Source organism: Paraburkholderia sp. Clong3, from assembly GCF_050436485.1.
Classification (GTDB): Bacteria; Pseudomonadota; Gammaproteobacteria; order Burkholderiales; family Burkholderiaceae; genus Paraburkholderia; species Paraburkholderia tuberum.
Genome location: NZ_JBNDMH010000004.1, coordinates 296858 through 316189, shown reverse-complemented (window position 1 = coordinate 316189; position 19332 = coordinate 296858). Strand labels below are relative to the sequence as shown.

The 19332-nt window shown below is 59.0% G+C and carries 23 protein-coding genes and 4 pseudogenes; 6 read left to right on the top strand and 21 right to left on the bottom strand.

The window, feature by feature from the left end; genetic code table 11:
* Positions 1–44 precede the first annotated feature (44 nt).
* From OKW30_RS39570 to OKW30_RS39490, 17 genes are all read right to left on the bottom strand, one after another.
* Positions 45–671 carry a type III secretion system domain-containing protein gene (locus OKW30_RS39570; protein ID WP_429349436.1) on the bottom strand — a complete coding sequence of 209 codons (627 nt, stop codon included), beginning with the start codon at positions 669–671 and terminating at the stop codon, positions 45–47.
* A 52-nt stretch (positions 672–723) separates the two neighbouring features.
* Positions 724–1458, bottom strand: a complete 735-nt coding sequence (gene sctJ / locus OKW30_RS39565; RefSeq protein WP_429349435.1) for a type III secretion system inner membrane ring lipoprotein SctJ — start codon at positions 1456–1458, stop codon at positions 724–726.
* Complete coding sequence (sctI, locus tag OKW30_RS39560; RefSeq protein ID WP_429349434.1) at positions 1455–1793, bottom strand: type III secretion system inner rod subunit SctI; 339 nt, start codon at positions 1791–1793, stop codon at positions 1455–1457. Before sctI ends, sctJ begins: the two co-directional genes overlap by 4 nt.
* Before the next feature lie 34 nt (positions 1794–1827).
* A complete protein-coding gene (locus OKW30_RS39555; protein WP_429349433.1) occupies positions 1828–2169 on the bottom strand; it encodes an EscG/YscG/SsaH family type III secretion system needle protein co-chaperone in 342 nt (113 codons plus the stop codon).
* Positions 2166–2396, bottom strand: coding sequence for an EscF/YscF/HrpA family type III secretion system needle major subunit (locus OKW30_RS39550; RefSeq protein WP_429349432.1), 231 nt, complete (start codon positions 2394–2396; stop codon positions 2166–2168). The genes OKW30_RS39555 and OKW30_RS39550 overlap by 4 nt, the downstream gene beginning before the upstream one ends.
* The gene (locus tag OKW30_RS39545; protein ID WP_132460008.1) at positions 2393–2719 is read right to left on the bottom strand and encodes a helix-turn-helix domain-containing protein; all 327 of its coding nucleotides are present in this window, start codon (positions 2717–2719) and stop codon (positions 2393–2395) included. Before OKW30_RS39545 ends, OKW30_RS39550 begins: the two co-directional genes overlap by 4 nt.
* 49 nt (positions 2720–2768) lie before the next feature.
* Positions 2769–3176, bottom strand: coding sequence for a hypothetical protein (locus tag OKW30_RS39540; RefSeq protein ID WP_429349431.1), 408 nt, complete (start codon positions 3174–3176; stop codon positions 2769–2771).
* Between the two features lie 25 nt (positions 3177–3201).
* Positions 3202–3897 (bottom strand): hypothetical protein, encoded by a 696-nt coding sequence (locus OKW30_RS39535; protein ID WP_429349430.1) that lies wholly within the window; start codon positions 3895–3897, stop codon positions 3202–3204.
* A 14-nt stretch (positions 3898–3911) separates the two neighbouring features.
* Positions 3912–5045: a type III secretion system translocon subunit SctE gene (sctE, locus tag OKW30_RS39530; RefSeq protein WP_429349429.1), complete on the bottom strand. Its 1134-nt coding sequence runs from the start codon at positions 5043–5045 to the stop codon at positions 3912–3914.
* A complete protein-coding gene (locus tag OKW30_RS39525; RefSeq protein ID WP_132460004.1) occupies positions 4999–5478 on the bottom strand; it encodes a SycD/LcrH family type III secretion system chaperone in 480 nt (159 codons plus the stop codon). The genes sctE and OKW30_RS39525 overlap by 47 nt, the downstream gene beginning before the upstream one ends.
* Positions 5478–6029, bottom strand: coding sequence for a hypothetical protein (locus tag OKW30_RS39520; protein WP_429349428.1), 552 nt, complete (start codon positions 6027–6029; stop codon positions 5478–5480). The genes OKW30_RS39525 and OKW30_RS39520 overlap by 1 nt, the downstream gene beginning before the upstream one ends.
* A 30-nt stretch (positions 6030–6059) precedes the next feature.
* Positions 6060–6431 carry a hypothetical protein gene (locus tag OKW30_RS39515; protein WP_429349427.1) on the bottom strand — a complete coding sequence of 124 codons (372 nt, stop codon included), beginning with the start codon at positions 6429–6431 and terminating at the stop codon, positions 6060–6062.
* 117 nt (positions 6432–6548) lie between these two features.
* The gene (locus OKW30_RS39510; RefSeq protein WP_429349426.1) at positions 6549–6770 is read right to left on the bottom strand and encodes an EscE/YscE/SsaE family type III secretion system needle protein co-chaperone; all 222 of its coding nucleotides are present in this window, start codon (positions 6768–6770) and stop codon (positions 6549–6551) included.
* A gap of 10 nt (positions 6771–6780) precedes the next feature.
* Entirely contained in the window at positions 6781–8007 is a 1227-nt protein-coding gene (sctD, locus tag OKW30_RS39505) for a type III secretion system inner membrane ring subunit SctD (RefSeq protein WP_429349425.1), read from the bottom strand.
* Positions 8008–8017: 10 nt separating this feature from the next.
* A complete protein-coding gene (locus tag OKW30_RS39500) occupies positions 8018–9523 on the bottom strand; it encodes an EscC/YscC/HrcC family type III secretion system outer membrane ring protein (RefSeq protein ID WP_429349424.1) in 1506 nt (501 codons plus the stop codon).
* On the bottom strand, positions 9520–9927 hold the full coding sequence (locus OKW30_RS39495) for a hypothetical protein (RefSeq protein WP_429349423.1): 408 nt from the start codon (positions 9925–9927) through the stop codon (positions 9520–9522). The genes OKW30_RS39500 and OKW30_RS39495 overlap by 4 nt, the downstream gene beginning before the upstream one ends.
* A 152-nt stretch (positions 9928–10079) precedes the next feature.
* Positions 10080–10931, bottom strand: a complete 852-nt coding sequence (locus OKW30_RS39490; protein WP_429349422.1) for a lytic transglycosylase domain-containing protein — start codon at positions 10929–10931, stop codon at positions 10080–10082.
* Between the two features lie 314 nt (positions 10932–11245).
* Between OKW30_RS39490 and OKW30_RS39485 the strand changes: the two are divergent.
* From OKW30_RS39485 to OKW30_RS39465, 5 genes and pseudogenes are all read left to right on the top strand, one after another.
* Positions 11246–11629 (top strand): annotated as a pseudogene (locus OKW30_RS39485) (IS30 family transposase); the annotation flags it as partial.
* 276 nt (positions 11630–11905) lie between these two features.
* Positions 11906–12969, top strand: a pseudogene (locus OKW30_RS39480) (IS3 family transposase); the annotation flags it as partial.
* Positions 12970–13012: 43 nt separating this feature from the next.
* A complete protein-coding gene (locus OKW30_RS39475) occupies positions 13013–14263 on the top strand; it encodes an IS256 family transposase (protein ID WP_184073972.1) in 1251 nt (416 codons plus the stop codon).
* 433 nt (positions 14264–14696) lie between these two features.
* Positions 14697–16349: a group II intron reverse transcriptase/maturase gene (gene ltrA, locus OKW30_RS39470; protein ID WP_429349623.1), complete on the top strand. Its 1653-nt coding sequence runs from the start codon at positions 14697–14699 to the stop codon at positions 16347–16349.
* Positions 16350–16434: 85 nt separating this feature from the next.
* Positions 16435–16620 (top strand): annotated as a pseudogene (locus tag OKW30_RS39465) (IS30 family transposase); the annotation flags it as partial.
* Here the strand turns inward: OKW30_RS39465 and OKW30_RS39460 are convergent.
* Positions 16589–16981 carry a CesT family type III secretion system chaperone gene (locus OKW30_RS39460; protein WP_429349421.1) on the bottom strand — a complete coding sequence of 131 codons (393 nt, stop codon included), beginning with the start codon at positions 16979–16981 and terminating at the stop codon, positions 16589–16591. The pseudogene OKW30_RS39465 and the gene OKW30_RS39460 sit on opposite strands and share 32 nt — an antisense overlap.
* A gap of 85 nt (positions 16982–17066) precedes the next feature.
* On the bottom strand, positions 17067–17210 hold the full coding sequence (locus OKW30_RS39455) for a hypothetical protein (RefSeq protein WP_158447332.1): 144 nt from the start codon (positions 17208–17210) through the stop codon (positions 17067–17069).
* A gap of 116 nt (positions 17211–17326) precedes the next feature.
* Between OKW30_RS39455 and OKW30_RS39450 the strand changes: the two are divergent.
* Positions 17327–17404, top strand: a pseudogene (locus OKW30_RS39450) (IS6 family transposase); the annotation flags it as partial.
* 219 nt (positions 17405–17623) lie between these two features.
* On the opposite strand, the gene OKW30_RS39445 reads toward OKW30_RS39450, so the two are convergent.
* Both OKW30_RS39445 and OKW30_RS39440 read right to left on the bottom strand, forming a co-directional pair.
* Positions 17624–18493 (bottom strand): SDR family NAD(P)-dependent oxidoreductase, encoded by an 870-nt coding sequence (locus OKW30_RS39445; protein ID WP_429349420.1) that lies wholly within the window; start codon positions 18491–18493, stop codon positions 17624–17626.
* Positions 18483–19025 (bottom strand): hypothetical protein, encoded by a 543-nt coding sequence (locus OKW30_RS39440; RefSeq protein WP_429349419.1) that lies wholly within the window; start codon positions 19023–19025, stop codon positions 18483–18485. The genes OKW30_RS39445 and OKW30_RS39440 overlap by 11 nt, the downstream gene beginning before the upstream one ends.
* Positions 19026–19332: the final 307 nt, after the last annotated feature.

Genomic DNA, 19332 nt, shown 5'->3' with positions numbered 1-19332 from the left:
AGGCGCTTCGCCATCCAGCTCCATGACGCTCAGTCCAAAGTGATTCATAAAAAACGCTCCAACCGGTTGAGAGTAGACATAGCGGGATCAGACGGCACATCGCACGCCAATGGCGCAGCGGGTGGCAAACGCATTTCGAGGGCTCGCCATACCGGACATCCTTCCAGTTGCTTGCCGAGCCATGCGTGTCCGAGCGCCGCTGCGCGCCCGACCAGATGCTCCGGCTCGATCCCCTCGATGGGTCGGGCCCCGCGCGGCGCCGGGAGCGCCATCAGCTGGTCGCAGGCCGACGCCCCGAGAACCGGCGCCAACACCCGGCGGTATTCACCTAGCAGCAGGTAAGCCTGGCAGTTCAAGCCGCTCAGCCCAAGCGCGGTAACTCGCATCAGAAGATGAGGTTCCAGCTGTATCAGTTGCTTTTGCGAAGGCATGAGGCTCGCAGGCAGCACGGCATCGGGAAAGCCGCGGCGCTTCACGATCGCCGCATCCACCGCGGGCCGGCATGATGCACGTGCCGCGTAAGTGTCCTGCCAGGCGCTCAGGCCGAGCGTGCTCCACCATTGCGCGTCCATCCATTCGCCCGGCTTCCAGGCGAGCTGGTAAAGGCGCGCCAGCCACGGGTCGATCGGCGTATGCATGTCAATGGCTGGCAGTTCTGTTCGCGCATTCATGATGACTGGGGCGTCCTGATTGGGGGAAAGGGTCGCTTGGCGCAGCTGCGGCTTAACGCTTGCGCAGGAGCCAGATGCCCGCACCGATTGCCGCGATCATCGCGAGCGCAGCCGAAATAGCCGCGCCAATCGCCAGCGACGGATTCGCCGCGATCCGCGCACGCCATTGCTGCGTGATGTCGTCGCCCGTGGACGCGCGCACCGGCACGTAGCGATAAGTCGCAGGCTGCAGCACGACGCTGATATTCGACGCGTCGATGTCGGACACGCTGTCGCGCACGAGGCTCTTGATCTGCGTTTCCTTGTTGCCGAGATTCAGTTCCGGCGAGTATTTGAGCAGCACGGCCGCGGACGGCGCGCCGGTCTGCTTGCCGCTCTCGTCCGTACTCTGGGCGATCGCCACATTGGCGGTGATCACTCCGTCCATTGCGGCGAGCATCGACTCGAGCTGCTGCTCTTTCAGATACATCATCTTGGCGCGCTCCTGCGTCGGAGACGTGACCAGTTGATTCGATGGAAACAGGTCGGTCATGCTCTTGCTAGCGGCTTTCGGAAAACCGTTCTGCCGCAAAATCTCCACCGCGTTGACAAAGGCGTCCTTCTCCACCCGCAGCGTGACAGCTCCGCCTTTGCCGGTCTGCTTGTCGGCAGGGATCTGCTTGAGCATCAACAGCGCGAGCATCTGGTTGGCTTCGCTTTCAGGCAGGCTGCTGTAGAGTTCAACCTTGCATCCGGCGAGAAAGAGTGCGACCACCAACACGACCCATTTCAATCTGACGGTTTTCATTGCATGGTCACCAGTTTGTTGACGCCTTGCGAGATCGAGCCCGCAACCTTTGCCGCGAGATCAAGGTCCACCGACATCTTCGCGAGGCCGAGCTGCACAGTGATCATTTCCTGCGGATCGAGCAGGCGGGTGCCGGCCGCACTGATATCCTTCATGGGCCGCGTGGCGTGCTGCTCCGCCAGGTTCAGTGCTTCGATCACCGTTTGGTCGGGCGTCTCCGTGCCGCGCGTCATGGCGCGCGCAAATGCGTGCACGTCGTCCTGATTCGGCGCGACGGGTTGCTGCGTCTGTGACGCGAACTGGTTTGCCGCCAGCTTGATTGCCGTAATGTCCATCATGCACTCCTGCGATAGTCAGAAAATCGTAATGCTAGTGGCGTCGTTCCAGCGTGACACGCAGGGGTTGCCAGCGCAGATGCTCAAAGTCCTGATGCGCCACGCCGGCTTCGTCGGACAGTTCCTCGCCGGAAATCAATGCGCGCACCGCGCGCGCCTCGGGATCGTCGCGTCCCGCGATCTCCATCAACGCCTCATCCCGGCTGCGCAGACCGTACAGCATGACGGCGCTGACCAATTCCCGGTCGCGCTCGTCTTCGACGATATCGGGCAAGATCGCGTACAACGCTTCGATCTGCCAGCCAAGACGATGATTCGCTGCCGCGAAGGCCGCCTGAATCAGCAAGTGGCGGGCACTTTGGTCAAAGTTTTTCATATTTTCTGAATGATCCCGCTAAGCAATCGTTTCAACATGTCGATGTAGCCACTGTTGGTGCCGAAGAGTGTCTGGTATTTCATCGTGGCCCGCTGGAACTGCAGTGCCTGCTTGGGATCGGTCAAATCGACGTTCTGCGCCATACTCGTCACTTCCTGGCCGAGCTGCGCGGTCTGCTGCTCCAGAGTGTTGTATATCTGGTTCGGATCGCTCGAACTTATACTCATTTGCTGTCCTCCATTGCATCTAAAGTGAGATTGTTCTTCTGCCTGAGGCTTCGCATGCAGTCCTTGTAGCGTCGCTTGAAACTCTCGCAGGAGTGCGCATGACCATTGAATCCGCACTCCTGCGCGACGTCCGTTATCTTCATGCTTGTTGCAAGAAGGAGTTCACGTACTTTTCCAAGATGCTGCTCGAGCAACCAGTGTTTCGCCGATACGCCGCATTTCTCATAGAACAGCATATTCAGCTTATGGAATCGAGAGTAATCGCGCGCTTGAACCTTCAACTGAACGCGAGGACCGGCAATACGCAAAGCCGCACGGAACATCTCGTCTGCGCGTGCCGCCGGCGTGCTGCAAGACACCCTGCAGCGCAACTCAGTGAACGGTGAAACTCAGCCACATCTCACCATCGCGCTCAACCTCTTGCGCACCCTGCGCAATCAGCAATTGCTTGTAGCGCCTGCGGGCGATCCGCTGCTCCGGGGTACGGCCGCCATCCGGCACCAGACCGCGAACTTCGCTGACGTCCGGCACCCCGCGCATGATGTCGTGAAGCAGGTCCACAAGCTTGCCGACGGCCCCGCTAATGCCCTGTGGAGCACGCAATGCCGCAACATGGCACACGAGCAGCACGCCCTCTTCGAAGCGATACACCAACTCGAGTTCGCCCCACACGGTTTCGATGCCGCGCTGGAATTCACTGTCCTCGAAATAAGCGATGCGAGTATCGAATCCGCGCGAATGCAGATAACGCGTAACCGGCTCGCTTTCGGCCATTGTCATGATGTTCTCTACAGGGACGTTGGGATCAGGCGACTTTCATCGAGTTGGTAAGACGCTCATACAGCTTACGGAACGCCGCGAGCGCCTGCAAGAATTTGTCGCTGAGATCGCGCAACATCCCTTCGAGCCGCTCGATGCCTTTGGAATAGCGGTCGGTGTTCTGCGAAGCGAACTCCGCCTCCGCTTGGTCTTGTTGTGCCTCCTTGGTGACGCTGGCGGCCGCGAGATCTCCGACGGACGAGACGATCTTGCCGAACCCCGTACTAACTAAAGCCCCCAGCTCCATCCCTTTCGTCATGTTTTCGATTTTATTCCCGGTCGGCTTGCCGGCGCCGAGGGCCGTACCCGCGCCCGCAAACGCAAGGCTGACCATGCCCGAAACCATCTCCATCGTATTCTTGATAATCGCCGCTTTAAAATTTTCGTCGATCGCGTCATTCTTCTTCTTGAGAACGAAGATCATTTGCTTGAATTCGTTGATCAACGCCGTGCTCAAATAATCGCGCACGGCGTTTTGCAGTTTCTGGAACTCCACCGCGATCAACAGCCCGATTTCGGCAAACGAAATCAGTTCCTGCTGGTCCTGATCCGAAAGTGCATTCGGACCGACTGGCGATGCAAACCCTGTGCTCGCGCGATCCACGCGGTTGCCAGCCGACTTCTGTTGAAACATCGAAACGCTCTGGTCGAACTGGATTGTGCGCATCACTTCAGTTGTCATTTTCAAACTCCCTGTTATAGGTAGCGGCCAGCAGACCCACCGAGGCTTCTGGCGATACGCGATTGTCCCTCCATGATCGAATTGATCATGTCGCTGGTGCCGCGTACGACGGCCTCGTTCTTCGAGTACAGATCCCGCAGGAACTCGACTGTCTGTTTGCGGCTCTTCTCCGTGGCGTCAATGATGTGTTGCTGCGCGTCCATCTGCACACCTGCGGAGGCCGCCCCCTTCTGCGCATCGGTTTTTTGCAGATCGATCACCGCGTTGCCGACCTGCATGCCGGATTGCAGCGCAAGACGCAGCGCGACGCCGTAAGGTCCCGCGCCTGCCAGCATCGACACGCATTCCAGAATCATCTGCGCAATGCCGATCTCGCCTGCAACATCCAGCAACTCTTTTGCGTCGTCTTCGTCGAATAGCGCAACGGTTTCCAGCGTTGCTTTGGCAAGACCCAGGACGCCAGCGTAGATTTCTAAGGCACCGCCCGCAACGTCGCCGATCACCAGCGTCGCGATTCCCGCCACGACCTCGGTTGCGCCGATCACCCAGTCGAACGCCATCGTAAAGATATTGCTCTTGCGAGCCTGCTCCATTTCCTCCTGCTGCTTGCGCAATTGTTCACGATAATCGTCGAGGCGCTTGAGCACGGCCTTGGTTTGGCGGTCGGTCTGAATTTCCAGCGCCTTGCCGACCAAGCGCACGGTATTGCTCAGCGACTGCAGCGATACGACACCCACTGCATACATGATTACGCTCATAGGTATCTGCGAGTCGCTGTCGACCACCATGCCCCCCACCACAACGGCGCTCGCCACATTCAGCTTCGTCAGTATGTTGGTCAACGCACTTCGAGCCTGAGCCTGAGTGGCGGCCGTGACAGGTGTGTCCGGCATCAGGACGAAGTCGGCCGCGCCGCGCGGCGAATCACGCTCGCCAGCGGACAGACTGACAAACAGTTCCGACGCCACATGCAAGTGCGTTTTCTTCTTCGCAATCGACACATCCGACTCGTTACCGGTCGCGCCCCGGATTCCGGACTGCATGTACGCCTGCGCATTGGGCGTGTCAATGCCTCCTTGGGTTACTGCATTAGGATTCAATTCACTCTTCATTATCACACTGCGCCAACGAACGTTGGGCTCTCTCACGCAGTGCCTGATGCTCCGGCCGCTGCCCACACCATTTGATCGATGCGCCAAACGCCTTCTTTGCGTAGACTTCGTTGCCGAGGATGAGATAACTTAAGCCGGCGAGGTATGCCGAACGCGGATCAGACAGGCGAATCGCAGCGGAGCGGGAAAAGCAGAAGAGTGCTTCGTTATGCTCAGCCAGCCGCTGCAGGGAAAGCCCGAGCGCCATCCAGTATTCGAAGCTGCTGTGATCGATCCGCGCAAGCGTATAAAAAACCCGCCTGGCCCCTTCGAAGTCGCCGTGATTGAAGAGCGCGTAACCGTAGGCGTACACCTGATCGAGGTCGTTCTGGTCGACACCTTGCAGTCCGCTTAGCGAGGCACCCATCGACAGAAGTTCCTGAACCAGTTGAAGGGCCTGTGCGCGCCCATGTTCGATAAGCGGTTTCATCACAGCTTATTGTAGATGCCCTGATTGAGATCCGCCGCCTTCGAAATGAGGGTTTTAGTGGCCTCGATCAGGTAATTGTACGTTGTCGTGATCTTCTGGATCTCCAGATTCGCCTGTTGACTGATATCCGTCTGTCGGCTTACGAAGTTATCAATGGCAGCTTTGATTGCCTGCATTTCGCCTCTCGTAACATTCCCTGTGTCAGGAATGGCCTTACCGTCAACCAGGATGCCGTTTTCTTGCATAAATTTCCGAACCTCCGTCGGGAGATCTTTTGTGTCGTTCGGGTCTTGTCCGGTGTAACGAGAAAGACACTCATCAACAAGATTGGCCTTTTCCTGCGCGTCTCGCGCAAGCTTCGAATTGGCTAGGATTTGAGCTAACTTCTTCGCGGCAAGCTGCTGCATGGTCAACACATCGTACATCATGATTTCCTGTGCGAACTCCAGCAGGTTCCAATCGCCGTAGTCTGTCGGCGCGCTCGGAGGGCCGATCGACCTTCCATCATCGCCGGATTCGTGGTCCGGGTCCGCAGTTCTCTTAACGCACATAACTGATCCCCTGTTTAAAGTTGCGTGCAATTAAGCAAAACGCCGATTGATTGCCTTCGTCCGCGAAGGCTTTTCCGCGGGGGCGGCTGCGGGAACCGGAGCCACATCGGCCGGCTGACTCAACTGTTTCTTGAGAATCTTGCTGTGGCGATCTGCTTCCCGCACAGCGGCTATCACGTCCGAGGTCTGCTCCTTGAGACTCTTGCCGCTGCTATCCGGCTCGGTCGTCGCCTTGACGATTGCCTTCAATTGTTCCGCTGCAGCAGGGTCGTTCATTGCCTGCGCGGACAATGCAGTGACGCGTTTCTGAAGCACGTCGAATTGAGCCACCATGCGGATCAGCTCGTTCTGCGTCTGTTCCAGACCGCGAACCATCCGTTCCATTCTTTCTACCGATTTCATCCCGATTCTCCTTGGAGCTTGCTCCTACTATAGGGAGTCGCACACGGGTTATCGATTGGAAAAACACACGCTTCTTCGGGTTTTCACAAAACGCCGTCCAAACATCGCAACCGCCAGCTACGACTTGTCGAATCGCCGCGCCAAGGTATTGATTACGCTATTGGCCGCATCGCAAGCGTCGACGCGCGCGAGCGCATGACGAAAGTCCGCCGGCGCGAGAGGCATTGCGAGCTGTGCCGCAAATTCCGCGCGAATCTCCGCGAGACGGCCGAGCAGAAACTCACGCCATCCGCCATCGGTATCGTTGCTCAAACAATTTTCTATTTCGGTCAAGTACATGCGCTACTCCTTATAAATTGAGCGGAAAGTGAGCTAGCTCACCGTCTTTCGAAAGATCGACACCATTGGCATCGAGCCCCACGATCTCGTAACCGCTCGGCAACCTGCTGCCCACCGTGAGCCGCGTGCCATTGGCGAGTTCGATGAACATCGCAGGTTGACTCCCGCCGAAACTGACAACCGGTGCGGGGGAAACCCTGTTGAGCGAAGGCGCTGCCGCGATGTCCTGAACGACTACTCGCGATGCGTCGCGGTTATCGCGGGTGAATGCGGCGATCACCGCATCGAGCCGGGCCTTGTCCGCGCCACTGAGGAGGCCCGTCACCAGAATGTCGTCGCGGGCACGAGACACACTCAGTTTGCCGACCATCCCGGCTGCGCGCAGTCGCGCGATCAGGTCCTTGACACTGCCGTTGCTGCGGTCCCGCACCATCCAGTTCTTCAGTCCCGGCGTGGTCGACAGCATCTCGGCGACGCGCTGCCAGCGCTCATCCGCATCGATGCGACCGGCGATGTCCACCGTTCCATACTCCGCACCCGACTTGACGGTTGCGTCTTCGTAGCCGTTCATCTTCAGTGCGGCACTGACGCTATTCACTATGTCATTTTGAGAGATCACGTTGTCCCGATACGCCACGCCACGCTCGCGCAGCGCATCACGCAAAGCCCCGAGGCGCGACGAGCCCATACACTGCCCCGTAATGGTCGCAACGCCCCGATCGTCTGTTTTCACGGCGAGACCATCTACTGCGAAGCGCTTCTGGATACCGGCGAGCCAGGCAGCAGTGTTGTCCGCCTGCGCCGCCACCGTAGGCACGCTCAACAGACGTTCGAGAGCAAACGTGGTTCCGCCGAACACCGCCACCGACGCCACCAGAATCGCGGTCGCAGCACGCACCGGACGGCCACTCCTGCGAGGCGGCACCGTCAGACTTTCCGACGGCCCGTCGCCTTCTGCCGAATCGCGCAACACGAAAGCCAGACCGCCGAGATCGATGACCCGATCGAGGGGTGCACATTCCGGCAGGGATACGCGTTCGCCGCGAATCCAGCAATTCGCGCCGCTATCTATCCGGACTCCTTTGGCGCATACGGTGAGCGTTGCGCTCTGCGCATCCTCAAGAGTGACGGCCAGATCTGGATCGACACCTCCGATTCGAGTTTCGCCAGCCGGAAGCCTGATGTGGCGCCTTGTAAGTGGACCGTTGAGAACAGTAAGGTAGTAAGTTTTTTCCATCTCGCCGCTCCTAGATCGAACCTTGCGGTTCGGCCTTGATCAGGAACAGACGCACCACGCTGCCCTTGTCCGTCGTGCGGGTCGAGAAGAGTTTCCCGAGTAGAGGAATGTCCCCGAGAAGCGGAACTTTGCGCACTTCCTCCTTCTCGTTATCCTGAACGAAGCCGCCAAGCAACAGGCTTTGTCCAGTCTTCAGGATCGCCTGCGTGGCGATTCCGGAGTTATGTACCTGCGGCAAAGGTTCGGCATTGCTGGTCGGGCTGCCCTGGCGGCCGTCCTGCAGATCGAGCGTCAGCATCACTTCATCCTGAGCGTCGTCCTTGATCACTCGCGGCGTGACGCGCAGCAGTGAGCCAGCCGGGACCGACGCGAGCTGCGCGACCCGGTCGCCCTGCAACTTGGTGTAGAACGTCACGTTTCGGTCGAGCACGGCCTGCATGTTGTTCAGCGTCACGATGGACGGACGCGACAACACTTTTGCGCGCGAAGTCTGCTCAAGTGCGTTGACCTTCACGAGGAAATCGCCCGTGTTGGACAACAGAGAAGAGAACATCCCGTCATTGCTCGATTCGCCACCCGTGTTGAAGCCGACACGGCCCGGACCGATGCGCATGGAAGCGGACATATCGACGCCGAGCGACTTGAGGTCGCCAGCATCGACGTCGATGATCGCCAACGAGATCTGAATCTGTTGCGGACGCTGGTCGATCTGCTTGATGAGCTCGCTATACAACTGCATGTTCGCTTTGCGGTCACGCACGATCACCGCGTTGCGGCGCGAATCCGCGGAGAACAACGGCAGGCCTCCGGCACTCGCGTTCGGCACCATCTTGCCGTTGTTCGCGGCAATCGGCAGCGAGCGACTTTGCGACATTTCACGCAACTCCGTCACTACGCCCGGGATCACCACTGACTGGCTGCGGTAAGCATATGAGCCGTCGGTCGCCGCCGCATAACGCAGAGGGAATACCTGCACGGTTTCCTGGTTTTGCGCCTGGTCGAGCATCTGCTCATCCAGGTTTTTGGCAAGCTGCTTCACACGAGCGACGCACACCGGCACGCCGAACACTTCGAGTGCATTGAACTTGCCCGCTGGCCTGACCGAGCAGTACTGGCTGTCCAGCACACCGGCCTCACGCAAATAGGTCGACAGTTCGGCGGCGCCGAGGTAACCGGGCGCGAGCACTTCGTTCGCGACTTCCTGCGCTTTATAGACATACAGCGCGCGGCCGTCGAAGTACCACGCGAGGTTGTAGAGTCCCGCCAGCCGCCCGAGCACCGCTTCCGCGTCCATGCCGCTCAACGTGCCGATGAATGTATCGTTGACCGTGCGGTTCACGATAACCGGCACGCTATAGTTAGCGCCAAAGTCTTTTAGAAGGGAGGCGACCTTCATGCCGCGCGTCGCCACAAAGAAATCTGGACCTTTCAACTCAATGGTCGCATTCGCGGTGCCCCATGCCGCGGACAGTATCGACGGGGCGACCAGGAGTGAGTACGTTTTAGAAAGCTTCATACCAGGTTCCCGACGTTTGAGTTAAGCAGCCTTCGCCGCGGTTTCGCAATACTGTTCAGCCCGCGTGCCAACTCTAGATGTGCGGTCAGACGTTGCTCGAGCGCACCATCTTGGGCTTCGAACGTTTCGAGTCCGTACCGCCGCCAGATCAGCCACCGCCCCTTGTTCCATTGCAAAGCATCATCGAGGGCATCCTCTCTCGCGGCGAGCATCAGCGTGGCGCGAATCAACCAATTCTCGTCGCGATCCGTCGCAATACCCCGCAGAACCACACCGATAAACGTTGAGTCTCCGACAGAGAGGAGTTCGGCAACCGATCCATCTATTTCGAGTGTTGCAGTGCTGTTGCGCGCGGACATCACAAGAACAAACGGAACCTGAATCAAGCGCTGCAGCCAGTCCATCGTTCGCCCTTCTGTTAAAGCGTGTCTGTGTGCATGGAAGTCATTTTTCACGAAAGCCCGTCTGACGAGGATCGGGTGATGACCTGAATTATTGCGAGACGGCGGGAAATTCGTGGTGCGTGATTTACCGGGGCAACCTTGCGCGCCCTCCCTCAGCTGGCCGAATTTGAAAACAGGGCCGCCTGCATCAGACGCGATACGCCTTGCAACGCCTGCTCGGCGTTCACACGGCGAGCAGGCCCTGACGAGGTCTTGAGAAGGGGTTGCGCAGCATTGACTGCCGTCGGCAATACCTCTTCGCCACCTCCGCTGTATATGCGATAGTGGTTCAGGACCTTGGTCACATAATCGCGCGTCTCGGCATAAGGCGGAACCTGACCGCCGTATTTGTCGACCGCGCCTTCACCGGCGTTGTACGCAGCCACGGCCAGCTTCAGGTCTGAGCCGAAGCGGTCGAGCAACCACCGGAGATACCGGGTGCCCGTGCGCAGGTTGGTGCGCGGGTCGGCGGGATCGACCGCGCCAAAGCGCTTCGCTGTCGCGGGCATCAGTTGCATCAGGCCGATCGCGCCCTTGGGAGATACCGCCTGCGGATCAAAGTTCGACTCGGTGGTCACCATTGCACGGACCAGCGCCGGCGGAACGTTGTATTCGCGTGCGGCATCGTCGATCATCGCGCCATATGGCACGGCAGCGGAAGGAAGAGCGGGCAGCACCACGGGCTCCGCCAAGGCGGACTGTTGCTGCGAGTCAGGCGGATCGATCACGACTCGCTGCGGCGTTGGAGACAACGGTATTGCCTCACCGTCGGCAACGGATTCGCCCGCTGGATCTGGCAACTGGATGGCCGGCTCGATCGCGATCGCCTCAGCACAGGTAGTGCATGGGACTGGCTCGGTCTCGATGGCACGCGCAAGCGCTGCATGCGTCAACACGAACACGACTGCGGACGCCGTCATGACGCCAGCGATACTCTTTGCTGGGACTTTCATCGCAGATTTCACTCTCAGGATCGTATGAGTGGAAAATCGCGGTGAGCGTGGATCTCGCGAAACGCGCTCACGGACTTCCGCACTGCGGAGAGTGTCAGGCAAACGACCAAACGGCACGATCGGGTAACCCCCTGAAATGGGGGTGATGGAACAGCCAACCGACTTAAGCCTCATCTGGGTGCCAGAGTGCTCGTAGCTCGCCACGAGCGACGGCATCCGGCACCGCAAACGAATATCGCCCCAGCAGGTTGATGTGGTCGTGGCCAAACGCGGAAAGCCGCGCCACGTCTTCATCTTTGACCAGGAAACCATTACTGCGTACCTGCGCATGCGCTCAGCGCCTCGCGTCGCAGTGCGGGTGCCGTCCCGCAAAGCTTTGCCGGCAAAGCGTCTGCTGGCGCATCGTTCTCACCCTGCTTGAATGGAAATGGTCACCCCAGCAAATATCGGGCACACTGAAGCGTATGTATCCGACTGACCCGACCCAGCAGGTTTCGCACGAAATCATCTACACCGCCATCTATGCCCAGCCGCGCGGCGAACTGCGCCGTCAGCTTATTGCCTGCCTGCGCCAGGGCCACAGCACGCGCATGCCGCGCACACGGGGTACAGACCGACGCTGGCAGATTCCCGACATGGTAAGTATTCATGTGCGGCCGCCCGAAGTCGAAGACCGACTGCTGCCCGGACATTGGGAGGGCGACTTCATCGTGCGACCTGCAAGTCGCATGTTTCTCTGTTTCACGGGGGCAGGTATGACCTGATGAAACCAGCTGTTCCATCAGCTGTTCCCTACCCGGGCATGCAGAACCGGTAACAGTTCTGTGTGAAGCCTCGGGGACAACGTAGCCGCCGGATACCCGGTACGCCTAGCCGTGAGGTAAGGCGGAATCTGCCAGCACAAAGGCGGAGAGGCGTGTAATGGTCTAATTCCCTCGGACAGGTCGATAGGAGGACAATCCGGAATCGACGAGGAACAGAGCTAGATGACAAGGAAGCGCCGACAATTCGATGCCAGCTTCAAGCTGGAAGTGGTGAAGATGATACGAGACCAAGGCTTGTCGGTGGGCGAGGTTTGCCGGTCGATGGACCTTGGCGAGACGGGGGTACGGCGCTGGCTGGCGCAGTACGACGCGGAATGCGCGGGCGGTGCTGGCGCGGGCAAGCCGCTGACGGCCGAACAGCAACGCATTCGGCAACTGGAGGCGGAGAACCGGCAACTGCGTGAAGACAACTCCCTGCTAAAAAAAGCCTCGGCCTTCTTTGCACGGGAACTGAAGTGAGTTACCGCGCGGTAGCCCACTTGCAAGAGAAGGCCGTATCGGTCAGTGCCGCGTGCCGGGTATTGGGGGTAAGCCGCTCGGGCTACTATGCGCACCGGCGCGCCAAGCCGAGCCCAAAGCGCCTGCATGAGCAGACCCACATCAGGGCAGCATTTGCTGCCAGCGGCGCGAGCTACGGCAGCCGGCGTGTGATGCATGCCGTACGCGAGCAAGGGCTTCGCACGGGCCGCCATCGGGTGCGCACGCTGATGCGCGAAGCGGACTTGCGCACGACGTGGAAGCGCAAGTTCGTTTCGACGACCGACAGCAAGCATACGTTGCCGGTGGCCGAGAACGTGCTGGACCGTCAGTTTGACGTGGCTGAGCCGAATCGGGCGTGGGTTTCGGATATCACGTATATCCGCACGGCCCAGGGCTGGCTTTATCTGGCGGTCGTGCTGGACCTTTACTCGCGCAAGGTCGTGGGCTGGTCCATGGCACCCAGCATGCCGGCCGGATTGGTCATGTCGGCACTGACCATGGCGTTGCAGCAACGCCGGCCAGTGCCGGGATTGGTCCTGCATTCGGACCGTGGCAGCCAATATGCAAGCGACGCATATCAAGCCTTGCTCAAGCGGCATCACGTGGTTTGCAGCATGAGCCGCAAGGGAAATTGTTGGGACAATTCGGTGATGGAACGCTTCTTCCTGAACCTGAAGATGGAGCGCGTATGGCAGCGCCGGTACGCCAATCACGACGAGGCACGGGAGGGTGTAAAAATTTTTGTGTAAACGGTCATTTGGCAGGAAACTGTCAGCAACAGGAGCACAGATGACCGTAGCGAAACGCAACAAAAGAGAAAAACCCGATCCTGAACTCGTCAAGCTGGCAGACAGCCTGCTGGCGAACTACCAGAAGCCGGAAGATCTGATAGGCGAGAACGGGTTGCTCAAGCAGCTCACGAAGATGCTGGTGGAGCGAGCGCTTGAGACGGAGATGTCCGAGCACTTGGGCCATGGCAAGAGCGAAGCGGTGACTAATGCCACTGGCAACACCCGGAATGGGCATAGCGCCAAGACATTGCAGGGGGAGTTTGGCGAGTTGCCGCTCAATATTCCGCGCGACCGTCAGGGCGCATTCGAGCCGAAGCTTGTGGAGCGTCATCAGACGCGCTGGACGGGCTTCGACGACAAGATCATTTCGTTGTACGCGCGAGGTCTGAGCGTGCGCGAGATCCAGGGCCATCTGGAAGAGATGTACGGCACGGAGGTGTCGCCCACGCTCATCTCGGCGGTCACCGACGCCGTCAGCGAGGAGGTGAAGGTCTGGCAAGGCCGTGCGCTCGATGCGCTTTACCCGATCGTCTATCTCGACTGCATCCACGTCAAGGTGCGCGACAGCGGCGCGGTGCGCACCAAGGCAGTGTACCTGGCCATCGGCGTGAACATGACCGGTCACAAGGAGGTTCTGGGACTGTGGATTGCCCAGACCGAGGGTGCAAAGTTCTGGTTGCAAGTGGTCACTGAGCTGAAGACGCGCGGCGTGCAGGACATTTTTATCGCCTGCGTCGACGGGCTCAAAGGTTTCCCTGAAGCCATTGAAGCGGTCTATCCGAAGGCGGCCGTGCAACTGTGCATCGTGCATATGGTGCGCAACAGCCTGAACTTCGTGCCGTGGAAAATACAGCAGGAAGTCGCCGCCGATCTGAAGACGATCTACACTTCATCGACCGTAGAGTTGGCCGAGCAGATGCTCGGCGTCTTCGAGGCCAGGTGGGACAAGGACTACCCTTCCATCGGGCAGAGCTGGCGGCGCAACTGGGCACGCGTGATTCCGTTCTTCGATTACCCGCCGGAAATCAGGAAGGTGATTTACACCACGAATGCCATAGAATCGATCAACATGAGTCTGCGCAAAGTAATCAAGACCCGCAGCTCGTTTCCGACCGATGAGGCCGTGACCAAGCTGTTCTACCTGGCGCTGAACAACATCAGCAAGAAGTGGACGATGCCTATCCGCGACTGGAAAGCGGCCCTGAACCGCTTCACAATCCAGTTCGAAGAGCGGCTGGTGCCGGGTTAAACCTCAACCCGTTTACACAAAATTCCGGACACCCCCGGACATACGCAGTACATCGTCGGCTTCTACAACCCCGTGCGCTTGCACTCGACTTTGGGCTATCTGTCGCCCGCCGCCTACGAGGCGAAATCGACAGCAAAAGAACCTATCTGCCTGTCCGAAATTACTTGACCACCACACCGCAAGGGATGGGTGGGTACGACCAACACATGTGAACGTCCGAAACGCGCCGTTACGCCTAACAAGCCAAACGTGCTGACAGGCTTGAACCAAAAAACGGTATGCGGCAAGGAATGGCTTCTGATGAATGGGCCATCATGGACAGTACGCCGCCGGCGCATAGGACGGGTCCGAACCATCCGGAGAATCATGTGGAACAGGGTAAGCCCGTATCGCTGCCCAATGGGCAGGCGAACCGCAAGGCGAGCTGTTGGCGGTGCGGGTAAAGGAATGCGGAGAAAGCGAATGCCCGGCTGTAACGGACGGGATACGGGCTGAAACATTGCCCGACGCGAAAGCGGGCAGACTTCCGCGCGGTCATTCATGGCGAGAGAAACTTGATCAATCGTTATACGAGGGAAAGCAGATGACGGCGCACGACACGGAAGTGTCGGGCGCTGGTGCGCCCTCGCACGCTGCCCGGATGTGGGACCAGGCAAACTGGGCATCCATCGAGGCAGAGGTGAGACGACTTCAGTTGCGTATCGCCAAGGCGGTCCGGGAAGGCCGGTGGGGCAAGGTGCAATCCTTGCAACGTCTGCTGACCCGCTCGCATAGCGGCAAGATGCTGGCCGTGAAGCGGGTGACGGAAAATCGCGGCAAGAGAACGCCGGGGGTGGACGGCAGGATCTGGTCATCCTCGGCGGCCAGATGTAAAGGCGTGTTGTCGCTGCGTCATCGGGGTTATCGTGCGATGCCGTTGCGGCGTGTTTACATTCCCAAGAGTAATGGAAAGAAGCGTCCTTTAGGAATCCCATGTATGCGGTGTCGGGCGATGCAGGCTTTATGGAAGCTCGCTCTGGAACCCATTGCGGAGACCCTGGCGGACCTGAATTCCTACGGCTTTCGGCCCGAACGCTCGACTGCCGACGCCATCGAACAGTGCTTCATCACTCTGGCAAGGCGTGTATCGCCAGAGTGGGTTCTGGAAGGTGACATACGGGGTTGTTTCGATAACTTCAGTCACCTCTGGTTCCTGGAGCACATACCGATGGACAAGACGGTCCTGCGCAAGTGGCTTGAGGCTGGCTATATTGATGAGGGAACCCTGTTCCAATCGCGGGCGGGCACGCCCCAGGGCGGTATCATCTCGCCCGTGATCGCGAATATGGCGCTGGATGGACTTGAGGCAGCAGTACACGCGAGTATCGGTGTCTCGAAACTCGCACGCCGCACGGCCAAGCTCAACGTTATCCGGTATGCCGATGATTTCGTGGTGACCGGTGCTTCGAAAGAAGTGCTCGAATCCAGCGTTCTTCCGGCGATCCGTCGTTTCATGGCGGACCGTGGTCTGGAACTGTCGGAGGAGAAAACCCGGATCACGAACATAACGGAGGGTCTCGATTTCCTTGGCCAGAACGTACGCAAGTACGGCGGCAAACTGCTGATCAAGCCAGCGAAGAAGAGCATCAAATCGTTGCTTGACAAGGTCCGGGAGGTCATCAAGGGCAACGCGGGCGCCACCCAGGAAGCGCTGATACGGCAACTCAACCCGCTCATCCGGGGCTGGGCCATGTATCACCGCCACGTCGTGGCGAAAGCAACCTTCTCATTGATAGACTCGCACATCTGGCAACTGCTCTGGAAGTGGGCTGTGCGCAGGCACCCCACGAAAGGAGCACGATGGGTGAGGAGGCGATACTTCCGGACAGACGGACAGCGGTCATGGGACTTTGCGACGGAAGAAACCCGGGCTGACGGCAGCATCGGCAGTCTGCGGCTATTCCGCGCAATGACGGTCGCAATCATGCGTCACGTCAAGATCCGTGGGCCCGCTAATCCGTTTGATCCGGCATGGACGTCCTACTTTGCCCGTCGTCGCGCCGTGAAACATCCCGTCGGCTTGTCCGGTGCCACCCCATGGTGCTGAAGAATGGCTTGAGCCGGATGCGAGGTGACTCGCCCGTCCGGTTCTTAGGGGAGAACGTGCCGGTAACGGTACGTTCTTACCCGACAAGGGTGCGAACAATGCGTCTTCAGTCGGAGTACTGGTCGAACGGACCGGACGCCTGGTGCTGCTGGCGAAGATGGAAGATGCCACGGCTGCTTCCGCGCTGGCAGGCTTCTCTACCAAACTCAATTTGATTGCCGAGCCATTACGACAGAGCTTCACCTACGACCAAGGCAAGGAAATCTGTCGACGTCATTCAGGCTGTCCAGCAGATCGGTCACGGTATCGAACAGGTCCGTGGCCGTGCGCGTGCCGTCGAGCGGGAAGCGGAACGAGTACTGCAGCCGCTCCGCTTGCGGATCGAGGCTCAGCGTGCCGTTGCCAGCCGGCGCCGAATGGAAGTTCACTTCGAGCGCATGACGGTAGATGGTTTCGCGGTCCTCTTCGGGCACCGGGCCGAGGTCGATGTCAGCCACAACACCCAACGGATCGACGGACTCGTCGTAGCGGATCGACACCGTATGGCCGGAGATATCCAACTGACCGCCGTCGATCAGGCGCGCGACGTCATCCAGTCCCACCAGATCACAGACGTCATGCAAGAGCTTCATGTAGTTTTCGTATGCCACGCTCGATACCTCGTTCAGTTGAATGGGGAGTGCGAGTCCTAGCCACCGCACCATGCTGTCTTTTTGCTCAGACCGTAATCCGCGAACCGGGCTCGCCGGACAGATTCCAATTGTCGACGGGACTGTCGAAGAAATAGCCGACGCGCCAACTCTCCGCCTGCTCGACGCAAAGCTGCAGGCTGTTGGCGAGCGTCTTGAGGTCAGCTTGCAAGCGGCGTGCGATAGCTGAACAGCACGTGTCCGCTTTCCGGATTCAACGTGAAGGCGGCGGGCAGCGTGCCACTGGAGAGGAATACGTTGATCTCGAGCAGCCGCCGGCAGACGGTTCAGTTCAACTTCTCCATGCTCGGGCTTAAAGATACCGCTGCTCCCGCTGTCTGGAATGCTGTCCTGTTCAATCGATAAGGTATCCATACCGATAGGAAAAATATCGGCCTGACCAGCCATTTGCACCAGAACCTTCTTTACTGCTTCGCTCAATCGACTTTGCGCCATGCCAACTTGTCCCCAGGACCGTCCTGGAAATATAACGCTTGAGGCGCTTAACGGTTGTCATGATTTACGGAAATATCAATAGACCGTATAACAGTCCATTCATCGCGAGGAGGGGAGCGTCCGGGCTTGTTACAATGGTTTGATGTTGGCAGCCTGCTTGCCCTTTGGCCCCTGCTTCACTTCGAAGCTGACCTTCTGGTTCTCTTGCAATGTTTTGAAGCCGCTGCCCTGAACATCAGAGAAGTGAGCGAACAGGTCTTCTCCGCCGTCATCCGGCGTGACAAAGCCGAAGCCCTTGGCGTCGTTAAACCACTTTACTGTTCCGGTTGCCATATTCATTCCAAACAAAAGTTTAATGTCGGATGGGCCCACCGGAATCTGCGGGAGGATCTTCGTGTCCATCACGTCCTTGGGGACCGCCGCGGTCATCGCCGTGGCAAGGTAGCCAGGTGATACCGTGTTGACGGTCACGCCGTGTCTGGCCACCTCCAGCGCGAGCGACATCGTGAAGCCGTGAATGCCTGCCTTGGCCGCCGCGTAATTGGTCTGCCCGAACGCGCCGCGCGCGCCGTTCACCGAACTGACATTGACGATCCGCCCGAACTGCCGCTTGAGCATCCCGCCGAGCAGCGGTTTGGTCATGTTGAACATGGAATCGAGATCGGTGCGCAGCACCTTGTCCCAATCTTCCTTGTTCATCCTGACAAAAGTCGAGTCGCGGATGATGCCCGCGTTGTTCACCAGAATGTCCACCATACCGAATTCGGCGAGCACGCGCTCGGCGCAATGGGCGCACGAATCGAAGCTGGAGACGTCGGCCTCATAGGCGACGAAATGGCGACCGGCATCGCGTTCATGGATGAGCCAGGTGGCAACGTGATCGTTGCGCTCGGAGTGCGACATGGCGACCACCATGCCCGCATCGTGAAGACGCCGGCTGATCGCGGCGCCCAAGCCACCCATGCCACCGGTAATGAAAGCTACGCGCTTAGCCGGCATGATGCTCTCCCTGCTCCGGACGGTTGCTGGAGGCCGGCGATTTAGCCGAAGTCACCGGCGTAACCTGACTGGAGACGTCGCCTCGGCCCGCTTGTCCGTAGGCCATGCCCGCCGCCGTGCTTGCCATACGTCGCAGCCATTCCTGCCACGGCAGCATGACCGGATTCATGGGGGCATGCGTCGGCCATTGCTCGCTCCAGGCCGATTGCCAGGTCGCCAACGCTTCGCGCAGGCCTTCGCTGAATTGGCTTTGCAGTCGCACGGCAGAGTCCAGCCCTTGCTGCCAGAGGTTTGTGGTGCTCGCCATGTAATCGCGCACCGTGGACTGGTAAGACGCCGAGAGTTCGCTCCAGTCATGAGCGGTCGACACCGCATTGCGAATGGCATGCGCCGCCGCCAGATCGCGCCGGATGCGCTGCATCTCGAACTCGGAAACCTGCTGCCGGGCTTCGTGGCTGAAACTCACCATTTGCAGCGCAAACGAGAGATTCGCGCGGTCCAGATCGAAGGGTGTGACGGATTTGCCTGCCATGATGGATCATCCTGACGTGATGAAGCGGTCCGCATGCATGCAACGAGAGGCTGCGGAAAATGCGTGCGCGGCAGCAGTGCGTCCAATGTACACGAGGCAGTCAGAAGCTGGTTGACCCGTGTCAACCGCGAGATAGTTTTCCGCGAACGCGAACGCGAGCGCTTTGCGCTGTCCGTCGGCCGTTTCGCCGTGCGTTCTGATGTGATGGACGAATCCCGCTACGCAGCGAGAGATTTATGCCAGAGTGGAGAGGTCGTGATATCCACGGCAAAGGAGCGTTCATCATGAAGATAGCGATTGTTGGACT

Excerpts from the sequence above, each read along its gene's own strand:
- OKW30_RS39570 (WP_429349436.1), bottom strand. The coding sequence starts at position 671 with ATGAATGCGCGAACAGAACTGCCAGCCATTGACATGCATACGCCGATC.
- sctJ (WP_429349435.1), bottom strand. The coding sequence starts at position 1,458 with ATGAAAACCGTCAGATTGAAATGGGTCGTGTTGGTGGTCGCACTCTTT.
- sctI (WP_429349434.1), bottom strand. The coding sequence starts at position 1,793 with ATGGACATTACGGCAATCAAGCTGGCGGCAAACCAGTTCGCGTCACAG.
- OKW30_RS39555 (WP_429349433.1), bottom strand. The coding sequence starts at position 2,169 with ATGAAAAACTTTGACCAAAGTGCCCGCCACTTGCTGATTCAGGCGGCC.
- OKW30_RS39550 (WP_429349432.1), bottom strand. The coding sequence starts at position 2,396 with ATGAGTATAAGTTCGAGCGATCCGAACCAGATATACAACACTCTGGAG.
- OKW30_RS39545 (WP_132460008.1), bottom strand. The coding sequence starts at position 2,719 with ATGTTCCGTGCGGCTTTGCGTATTGCCGGTCCTCGCGTTCAGTTGAAG.
- OKW30_RS39540 (WP_429349431.1), bottom strand. The coding sequence starts at position 3,176 with ATGACAATGGCCGAAAGCGAGCCGGTTACGCGTTATCTGCATTCGCGC.
- OKW30_RS39535 (WP_429349430.1), bottom strand. The coding sequence starts at position 3,897 with ATGACAACTGAAGTGATGCGCACAATCCAGTTCGACCAGAGCGTTTCG.
- OKW30_RS39525 (WP_132460004.1), bottom strand. The coding sequence starts at position 5,478 with ATGAAACCGCTTATCGAACATGGGCGCGCACAGGCCCTTCAACTGGTT.
- OKW30_RS39520 (WP_429349428.1), bottom strand. The coding sequence starts at position 6,029 with ATGTGCGTTAAGAGAACTGCGGACCCGGACCACGAATCCGGCGATGAT.
- OKW30_RS39515 (WP_429349427.1), bottom strand. The coding sequence starts at position 6,431 with ATGAAATCGGTAGAAAGAATGGAACGGATGGTTCGCGGTCTGGAACAG.
- OKW30_RS39510 (WP_429349426.1), bottom strand. The coding sequence starts at position 6,770 with ATGTACTTGACCGAAATAGAAAATTGTTTGAGCAACGATACCGATGGC.
- sctD (WP_429349425.1), bottom strand. The coding sequence starts at position 8,007 with ATGGAAAAAACTTACTACCTTACTGTTCTCAACGGTCCACTTACAAGG.
- OKW30_RS39500 (WP_429349424.1), bottom strand. The coding sequence starts at position 9,523 with ATGAAGCTTTCTAAAACGTACTCACTCCTGGTCGCCCCGTCGATACTG.
- OKW30_RS39495 (WP_429349423.1), bottom strand. The coding sequence starts at position 9,927 with ATGGACTGGCTGCAGCGCTTGATTCAGGTTCCGTTTGTTCTTGTGATG.
- OKW30_RS39475 (WP_184073972.1), top strand. The coding sequence starts at position 13,013 with ATGACCGTAGCGAAACGCAACAAAAGAGAAAAACCCGATCCTGAACTC.
- OKW30_RS39460 (WP_429349421.1), bottom strand. The coding sequence starts at position 16,981 with ATGAAGCTCTTGCATGACGTCTGTGATCTGGTGGGACTGGATGACGTC.
- OKW30_RS39445 (WP_429349420.1), bottom strand. The coding sequence starts at position 18,493 with ATGCCGGCTAAGCGCGTAGCTTTCATTACCGGTGGCATGGGTGGCTTG.
- OKW30_RS39440 (WP_429349419.1), bottom strand. The coding sequence starts at position 19,025 with ATGGCAGGCAAATCCGTCACACCCTTCGATCTGGACCGCGCGAATCTC.